This is a genomic window from Rosenbergiella metrosideri (genome assembly GCF_022602565.1).
Lineage (GTDB): Bacteria > Pseudomonadota > Gammaproteobacteria > Enterobacterales > Enterobacteriaceae > Rosenbergiella > Rosenbergiella metrosideri.
In genome coordinates, this window is the sequence record NZ_JALBCV010000002.1 from 377,218 (window position 1) to 385,834 (window position 8,617).

Annotated in this window: 8 protein-coding genes and 2 tRNA genes (1 of these 10 cut by a window edge); 4 read left to right on the forward strand and 6 right to left on the reverse strand. The window is 46.2% G+C overall.

Features of this window, described 5'->3' with window-relative positions; all coding sequences use genetic code 11:
* Positions 1-76: 76 nt before the first annotated feature.
* The gene (locus tag MKR94_RS04290; RefSeq protein ID WP_241645585.1) at positions 77-727 is read left to right on the forward strand and encodes a TfoX/Sxy family DNA transformation protein; all 651 of its coding nucleotides are present in this window, start codon (positions 77-79) and stop codon (positions 725-727) included.
* Here the strand turns inward: MKR94_RS04290 and yccS are convergent.
* Both yccS and MKR94_RS04300 read right to left on the reverse strand, forming a co-directional pair.
* Entirely contained in the window at positions 702-2,834 is a 2,133-nt protein-coding gene (gene yccS, locus MKR94_RS04295) for a YccS family putative transporter (RefSeq protein ID WP_241645586.1), read from the reverse strand. The genes MKR94_RS04290 and yccS overlap by 26 nt on opposite strands.
* A gap of 2 nt (positions 2,835-2,836) precedes the next feature.
* A complete protein-coding gene (locus MKR94_RS04300; protein WP_241645587.1) occupies positions 2,837-3,286 on the reverse strand; it encodes a YccF domain-containing protein in 450 nt (149 codons plus the stop codon).
* Positions 3,287-3,395: 109 nt separating this feature from the next.
* Between MKR94_RS04300 and helD the strand changes: the two genes are divergently transcribed.
* The gene (gene helD / locus MKR94_RS04305; protein WP_241645588.1) at positions 3,396-5,450 is read left to right on the forward strand and encodes a DNA helicase IV; all 2,055 of its coding nucleotides are present in this window, start codon (positions 3,396-3,398) and stop codon (positions 5,448-5,450) included.
* A gap of 13 nt (positions 5,451-5,463) precedes the next feature.
* Here helD and hspQ read toward each other — a convergent pair whose 3' ends face one another.
* The 4 genes from hspQ to yccA form a co-directional block, all read right to left on the reverse strand.
* On the reverse strand, positions 5,464-5,781 hold the full coding sequence (gene hspQ, locus MKR94_RS04310; RefSeq protein ID WP_241645589.1) for a heat shock protein HspQ: 318 nt from the start codon (positions 5,779-5,781) through the stop codon (positions 5,464-5,466).
* A gap of 57 nt (positions 5,782-5,838) precedes the next feature.
* Entirely contained in the window at positions 5,839-7,029 is a 1,191-nt protein-coding gene (gene rlmI, locus MKR94_RS04315) for a 23S rRNA (cytosine(1962)-C(5))-methyltransferase RlmI (protein WP_241645590.1), read from the reverse strand.
* 75 nt (positions 7,030-7,104) lie between these two features.
* Positions 7,105-7,434 (reverse strand): sulfurtransferase TusE, encoded by a 330-nt coding sequence (tusE, locus tag MKR94_RS04320; RefSeq protein ID WP_241645624.1) that lies wholly within the window; start codon positions 7,432-7,434, stop codon positions 7,105-7,107.
* 100 nt (positions 7,435-7,534) lie between these two features.
* Positions 7,535-8,191 carry an FtsH protease modulator YccA gene (yccA, locus tag MKR94_RS04325; protein WP_241645591.1) on the reverse strand — a complete coding sequence of 219 codons (657 nt, stop codon included), beginning with the start codon at positions 8,189-8,191 and terminating at the stop codon, positions 7,535-7,537.
* Between the two features lie 215 nt (positions 8,192-8,406).
* Between yccA and MKR94_RS04330 the strand changes: the two genes are divergently transcribed.
* Together MKR94_RS04330 and MKR94_RS04335 are read left to right on the forward strand one after the other, a co-directional pair.
* A tRNA-Ser gene (locus tag MKR94_RS04330) sits at positions 8,407-8,494 on the forward strand.
* 50 nt (positions 8,495-8,544) lie between these two features.
* Positions 8,545-8,617: transfer RNA gene (locus tag MKR94_RS04335), tRNA-Ser, on the forward strand (it continues 115 nt past the right edge of the window).

Sequence of the window (8,617 nt, forward strand, 5' to 3'; positions counted from 1 at the left end):
TAAATTATTTAAGGTGAATAAATGATAAGGACATTTATATCAATAGGTTAGCTTGTTCGTGATCGGGAGGATCGAAATGAACAGTTCTCAACAGTGTATTGCGCAGTATCAAAAAAAAGTTATCCACTTCGGGACCATCGTTGCTAAAACCCAGTTTGGAGGCTATTCACTGTCATTAGGTGATGTGGTGTTTGCGCTTGTTAAGCAGGGTACCCTTTACTTACGTGGAAGTGAGGCGATGTCCCACTATCTCGTTAATCACCCACTTACTCCCTTTGTTTTCTGTAAACGAGGCAGTGCCATCTCACTCAATTACTTTAAGGTTGACGAAATGTTGTGGCAGGACGAGGTGAGTCTTTTGAAATTATCTCGAGAGGCATGGCGAGACGCAAAAAATTGTCGGTCCTATAAGCAGGCGCACCGTCGACTAAAGGATCTGCCTAATCTAGGGATACGTTTTGAAACGTTATTACGTGAAGTCGGTATTCATACCGAAGAGCAATTGCGGCAAATAGGTGTTGAGCAATCTTGGACATTGATGCATGAACGTAATAAACATTTAGGCCTGCCTACACTGTTCTATTTGCAAGGGGCCCTTATGGGGCTACACCATGCTGTGCTACCCCTCTCTGTTCGCGAAGAGTTAACGGCTTGGCATAAAGAGTTCACCAGCCGTTGTACGAATAAAACAACTAACAACCTTAGGTTATTAAGAGCGGCAATTTGATCTTATTCATCTCACTTAAAGTATGGATAATTAATGAAACTTGTTGAATGATGAGCGCTTTTTGAGGTTCATCATCAATCTCGACCGATTCAGCCAGTAAAGTTAACGTCTTGAGTGATTGCTCGACCTCGTTGTGATCGAACTGCTGATAGCCTTCCACACAAGCAATCAGCCCATAAAGAAGATTAAGGAGTTGAGCATTATGCGTATGTTGTCGATGTGAGCCCAATGCCGCGATATAGCTCAATAGACTGTGGTTGGTACAGAGGACCGAGAAAGAAGCTTCTTTAGCTTCCGCAGAAGACCAGGCTTTGTTTTCTGTTAAGGCGATGACAGAAGCTAACTCGGCATCGGCGTTATGGGCCTCCCGACGCGCGATACGATAGGACACTCGATTATCTTTACCCTCTTGGTATTGCTGGGTTACAGCCTTTAAATAGCGCACGTTTGCCTTATAGGCTTTGTTAATCACCGTTGAAAACTGTCGGTAATGCCAATCGGGGAAGATAAAGGTTACCGCAAGCCAAGCTAATCCGCAGCCAATCAGTGTATCGATAATACGGGGTAGGGCAACGTTGAAACCTTCACCCAAAAGGTTAAAGCAAAATAGGACCATCAATGTGATAAACAAGGTGGCCTGGGCGTACTGGACTTGCCTGAACAGGAAGAACAATACGCCAAAAAGTACAATAGCGACTAACTGTCCTGGTAAAGAGGGGATAAGCCAAAGTAGGGGGAGTCCAATCAATATTCCTGCTAAGGTTCCAATAACCCTCAATGCTAAGCGTCGCTTGGTGGCAGAATAGTTCGGTTGACAGACAAAGAGTGAGGTAAGCAGTATCCAATAACCGCGTTCTAAACTTATCGATTGTATAAATAGGTAACCTAAGCAGAGAACTAGACTTACGCGAACAGCATGTCTAAATAGAGGCGACTTTGGTGAGAGGTGGCTTTTAAACCGTGATTTGATATCTTGCCAGCCCTGAATACCTTCAAAAGAAAGCTCGGTATCGATCTTTTGCCAATCAGTGTTCGATAGCTGATCTGAAGCGACAGAAGCCAATTGTTGATCGACTGCGCGTAAATTTTTTAGTAGCCAACGTAACCGTTCACAGCTCTCCTTTTCTGCAACAAGGGAGACTCGTTCCAATGCAACGTCTGCATTGGTGAGTGCGCGCTCAAAATAACGACTGTGTTGGTAGTCTTGCTTGGTTTGAAGACTTTCTGCTATCTCTCGGCAAGCCATTGCTTGATATCGGAGTAAACGCTCGCAGCGGAACATTAATTCGTTAAAGTGCCAATTATCTTGCAAGCGGAGATGGTCGATATGCGATGAATTTGCCCGTTCATGGATCTCTTGCGCGACAAAGTAATAAAGCAATGCCCTTCGGCTAGTGCTACTTGCCCGATCACCGCGTAGGCGACTCTGGATAGCTGTTTTCACAATGTTGAGTTGCTGAACCAACTGGCTATTCGCCATCGACAATTTATAGACAGGGCGTTCGCCATGGGCTATACCATCCGGGTCAAACAGTGCGGCTTTGGCTTCTAAATATTTTGCGAGAGAGCTATAAGTTTTAATTAATTGTGCTTCAACCGGACGGGCGGGAAAGAGAAGATGGTTAATGAGTGTGAAAAGGTAATACACCACAGCGCCCGCTAAAAGGAACAGGGGTTGAATATACCATTTGGGGAAAAGTCCAATCCCTAACAGCGTATAGATGGCAATTAAAATGGCACCAAAGGCAATCGTAGCGTAGCGTTGACCCAAGGCACCCAGCATGATGAATATCCAGCTCGAAAGCCCTAATCCCAAGACAAAGAGTAGGGTGTGGGGAAACAAGAGTTCAACACTAATGGTGGCGATAGCAAAACAGACGAGCGTGATCACAATATTTTTAAGCCGGCCCGTTAACCGATCGTCAATATCAGTTAACGCGGCGGCGACTATCCCTAAAATCAAAGGGATAGTCCAAATCACCGTATGATGACGCCATGCAAAAAGCGCGACACAGCTCATCGCAGAAAAAATTCGGACGGGCTCTTGCCACAAACGGTTCAGAATATAGTTTTGCCAGTGTTTATGAAGCACACTCCGACTGGCCATGATCAGTTACCGTATTGCAGGCGTGCAGCATTTTCACGCGCGATTTGGGCTTCCTCAACGCTAACCACTCTGCGCCCTACCGGCCATAATGCGATAACGGCGATTTTAAAATGTGCTATCCCAGTCGGGATGCCAATCAGGGTTAAGCACTGCGCAATGCCAATTGATATATGGGAAAGACAGAGCCACCAACCGAACAGGATGAGCCACACAACATTCAATAATGTCCCACCTGAATTCATCAGCTTACTTTTATTTTCCGGTCTGAGTAAGTCGACGTGAATAGCCTCATTACCAAAGGGAATGAATGAAAGCTTAGTAATCTCCCAGCATGAGCGGGTGAGAGGTAGCGTAAAAATAAAGACGATAGTCAATAAAGTGACCAACAGCCACGAAAAGCTCGTAATGAAACCGCCTAGGAAGAAATTTAAAATATTTAGCACACTTCGCATGCAATGATTATCCCTTTTTAACAATATATCGAGGTAGATTTAGCTGGAGGCCCAGCCTGTTGGCAGTTAAAATCGAAAACCGAGATAGTGTAAAACAATGGCCAGGTGCATGGAACTAAAAGCAACGTCAATCGGAAAGAAGCTCGCACAACACCCCTATCATCGGGTGCGAATGCTTGCTGCAGGTGTTGAAGTTTCTGGTGATCATCATGAATATATCATTCCTTTTAATCAATTGATTGGCGTGCGCTGCAAGCGCGGGATGGTGTGGGGAGAGCTAGAGTTTCAATTAGCGGATGATAAGGTTGTGCGGCTACATGGCACTGAATGGTCTGAAACGCAGCAATTTTGGCAATATCTAATGAAGTCATGGCAATCTTGGACACAGCAAATGGTGGTGATCAGTGACCAAGTGCTCTCTGACCTGCAGCAGTTTATTCTCGATACCGTGCAAAAAGATCGTTGGCTTACTCAAGATGCGTTGCATGGGTTGCAAACCCATATTGAGGAAGCACTGACCGCTCTGCCGTTACCTAGCGAACGTCTGCAAGCATTTGCTGACAGTTACGCGCGTTGGCAATTTTGCCATGCATGGCTTACCGCGCCCGAATCACAGCGACAACTACGTAATCGTCAATGGATGACCCAACTTGAGTCGCGATACGCTGAGTTCTTTGCGACCGTTGAAAGCTCACCTTTGAATGCCTCTCAGCGCCAAGCTGTGATGAATGATGAAAAATCAGTGCTCGTTTTGGCGGGTGCCGGGAGTGGTAAAACCTCGGTATTAGTCGCAAAAACGGCTTGGCTACTAATGCGTAAACAGGCGCAAGCAGAACAGATTCTCATCCTAGCCTTTGGGCGAAAAGCCGCTGAAGAACTTAACCAGCGGATAACGTTACGTACTGGCGAATCAGCGGTGACCGCGAAAACATTTCATGGATTAGCCTTGGCGATAATCCAGCAAGTGACAAATAAAACGCCCATCATCACTGAACTAGAAAATAATACTGCTGAGCGGCATAAGTTATTACTGGAGCAGTGGGTTGAACAGTGCAGCCAGAAAAAAGCCGCGGCCAACCAATGGCGACAGTGCCTAGAAGATGATCTCGGCTGGACATTAACTGAAAATGCTTTTTGGCAGCAGCCCGATATTCAGAAAAAGATCCCCCTTATACTCGATAAGTGGTTGGGACTCGTTAGAATGCACGGCGGTACTCAAGCTCAAATGATTGAGCAAGTAAAAGAAGAAGATCGTCCGCTTTTCTCAAAGCGTATTAAATTGATAGCACCGATCGTCAAAGCGTGGAAAGCGGCGTTAAAAGCGGAGGGAGCTGTAGATTTTTCGAGCTTAATCGAACAAGCCTGCGGCCTAATTGAGAAAGGGCGCTTTATCAGCCCCTGGAAATATCTATTAATTGATGAATTTCAGGATATTTCCCCGCAGCGAGCCAGATTAATTAAATTACTTCGCCAGCAGAATAAACATAGCCATCTTTATGTGGTGGGTGATGATTGGCAAGCCATCTATCGCTTCGCTGGTGCACAGCTCGATTTAACCACTAAATTTTCTCACTACTTCGGTGAAGGCGCTGTGTGTCATCTGGACACGACTTATCGTTTCGATCAGCGGCAAAGCGATATAGCGGCACGATTTATTCAACAGAATCCTGCACAGATCAGTAAATCCATTACCAGTACGCGTCAAGGAGATAAGAAATCGGTCACGTTACTGGTGGAAACGCAACTCGAGGCGTTGTTGGATAAGCTCAGTGGTTTTGTCACGCAGCAAGAGACTATCTTAGTACTAGGTCGGTATCACTACCTTAGACCTAAGACGCTCGATAAAGCGGCGACCCGTTGGCCAAATCTCACTATCGACTTTATGACTATTCATGCCAGCAAAGGACGTGAAGCGGATTATGTCATTCTCTGTGGGCTCAATACGGGAAAAGAAGGGTTCCCAGCGGAATCACAAGAGACCATTATCGAGCGAGGGCTCCTTGTCGAACAAGAATCTTACCCTTATGCAGAAGAGCGCAGACTAGCTTACGTTGCCATGACTAGGGCAAAACAGAGGCTATGGTTGCTGTTTGATCCGAAGCATGCCTCTCCCTTCGTTGAAGAATTAAAACAGTCCGGTGTAGCTGTTGCGAAAAAACCTTAAGCCCCGATGGGGCTTAATGACGAAGCAGGGAAGAGGTAATTTTTGAGCGAACGCGCTCCGCGATATCGTCCAGTTCAGGATTATCGAGATGCTCGTTAGAAATTTCACCTGTTAATTGCGATTCAGCTACATAGGTCTGGACCGTCTCGCCGCCTTCATCTTCCATCACCACATAATACCAAGGGAGTACTAACAGCCCTTCATGGATGATAAGACTGGTCGGTGTCGGCGTTTGTAACGCATAGGCCGGGTCCATATCGACAATCACCCCCAAAGCGCCCGTCAATTGATGACGGACTTGCTGACCCATTCCAAATTTACACTTGATCATAATCATCTCCAGTCCTGTATTGGAAGGAGATCTGGGGGCGATAAATCATTTTTCAAGTCAGTAGACTTGGCAAACAAAGCCTTTTAAGTACAATCCTTCCGGATAGGCGCTACTTACCGGATGGTCAGCGGCTTGGCGGAACTGCTCAATAAATTGCGCAGTTTTCCCTGCATCGACGGCGGCATCGGCAACAACTTTTTGAAACAGCTCAGTCGTCATCAAGCCTGAACATGAGAAGGTCAATAGGAAACCGCCTGGACGCAATAGCTGCATGGCAAGCATATTGATGTCTTTATAGCCGCGACAAGCGCCCATCAGTTGATTTTTATTTTCAACAAACTTAGGGGGGTCCATCACGATAACGTCGAAACGCTGGCCTTCATCGCGATAACGGCGTAATAACTTAAACACGTCATCTCGTAGGAACTCAGCTTTCGATAAATCGAGTTGGTTAAGCTCGATATTTTGACGCGCAATATCGAGGGCTTCTTGCGACGTATCGACGCTCGTGACTTTCTTACATCCGCCGATTAAAGCAGAGACGGCAAATCCCCCAGTATAGGAGAAGCAGTTTAAGACCTCGGCATCTTGTGCATAACGACGTAAGCCAAAGCGGCTGTCACGTTGATCGAGGTAATAACCGGTTTTATGGCCTTTTTGGATATCAACCAACAGCTTCATACCATGCTCGGTAATGGGTAACAGGGCAGGTGGCGTATCGCCCGAAATAACCCCCTGAACTTGCTCTAGGCCCTCTTTTTTCCTGACGGCAACGTCGGAGCGTTCATATAAATGGCAATCGGGGAAAAGTTGCTGTAGCGCCGTCGTCAAGGCCGGGCGTTGGTATTCAGCGCCTGCTGACAATAGTTGTAGCACGAGAAATTGACCGAATTTATCAATAGTAATCCCTGGTAAGCCATCGGACTCTCCGGCGATTAAGCGGTAGCTGTCCAGATCATCTTTTGCAGCAAGCCAAGTGCGTAATTTTAGGGCTTGTTCCAACTTACGAGCGAAAAAAGCAATATCGATAGATTCCGCTGGATCGAAGCTCCATACTCGTGCACGAATTTGGGAGGAAGGCGAGAACGCGGCTTTGGCTAACCAGCGGCCATTGGCATCGCAGACATCAACCGTTTCACCCGATGTGGCTTTGCCTTCCATTTTATTAATTGCCCCGGAAAAAATCCAAGGGTGCTTACGAAGCAGTGATTTTTCGCGTCCTTTTGCAAGGATAATTCGTGCAGTCATAGTCGTCTTTACGTTAAAAGTCATATAAGGGTGTGCGGTCAATAAGCACGTTTAGTGGTCTAACGAAGGAGTGTGTTACAAGCACTTAGCGGGCTTAGGCAGTCCCGCGATTTTGGTTGCTTGTTTTGCCGGTCCATCGGGAAAAAGGCGAAATAAATAACGGCTATTCCCTCTCTCTTCGCCAAACTTCTTCGCCATCGCTTTCACCAGCATTCGAATGGCTGGTGAGGTATTGAATTCAGTATAGAAATCTCTGACGAACAGAATCACTTGCCAATGTTCTGGCGTTAGCGTGATCTGTTCCTGCGCGGCGATGACCTCCGCCAATGCCTCACTCCAGTCACTGCTCGTCTTGAGGTAACCTTGGTCATCTGTTTCTATTTCTTTATTGTCGAAAATCATCATTAACATCTCATGAAACCCTAAACAGAATGGTATCAAGGTTTTTACCCAAAAAAATAGCCTTTATTTCTAAAGGCTACATTCTTGTCTGCGATTAGTTGGATTAGTCGTTGCGAGAAGCAAACCCCAGCAGGTTGAGTAAGCTCAAAAAGATATTGTAAATCGAGACATATAAGCTGACGGTGGCGCGAATATAATTGGTTTCACCACCCTGCACGATATTACTGGTCTCCCACAGAATAGCAGCGGAAGAAAACAGAATAAACAGGACACTAATCGTCATTTGTAGAGCAGGGAGTTGCAGAAAAAGATTGGCGATGACGGCGACCAACAGTACTACAAAACCAGTCATTAACATACCGTTTAAAAATGACATATCACGACGGGTCGTCAGCACATAGGCTGAACAGCAGAAAAAGACCAGGGCGGTGCCGGCTAACGCGAAAGCAATAGTCTCGCCCATACCGTTACTTAAATACCGACTCAGGATAGGTCCTAAGCAATAGCCTAGAAATCCGGTAAAGGCGAAGGTGGCCAAAATACCGATGGGCCGATCAGCGAGACGATGAGTCAGAAACATTAAGCCGTAAAACCCTATCAAGGTCAGAAGGAAGCCGGGGGCCGGTAGGCTGAAAACAATACTGGCGGTGGCGGTCATGGCAGAGAAGGCGAGGGTTAATCCCAATAAGAAGTAAGTATTTCGTAAAACCTTATGTAAGAGTAATTGGCTTTGGCTGCGAGCAGTAATAATTTTTTCCATGATGATCTCTTTTATTATTTTTTCCTCGCACAAATTAATCTACACGCCGCGAGGATTGAAGGGGGTTTACCCATCTTTACCTCGCCTCTAAGCGGGTTAAAGCGTTTTTTTGCCTGTTTTATCGTCATAAAAATGGTTTTTGTTTGTTTTTCAAGCGAACGATGCATTTCACTATTTACAATGTTTAGGGGAGTGTTTATAGTGCGCCTCATTGCGGAGGGGTGGCCGAGCGGCTGAAGGCAGCGGTCTTGAAAACCGCCGATGGGCAACCATCCGAGAGTTCGAATCTCTCCTCCTCCGCCACTTACTTCGGTAAGGGCATAATAGTATTGTGTCGTAGTAAAAAAATTTGCGGAGGGGTGGCCGAGCGGCTGAAGGCAGCGGTCTTGAAAACCGCCGATGGGCAACCATCCGAGAGTTCGAATC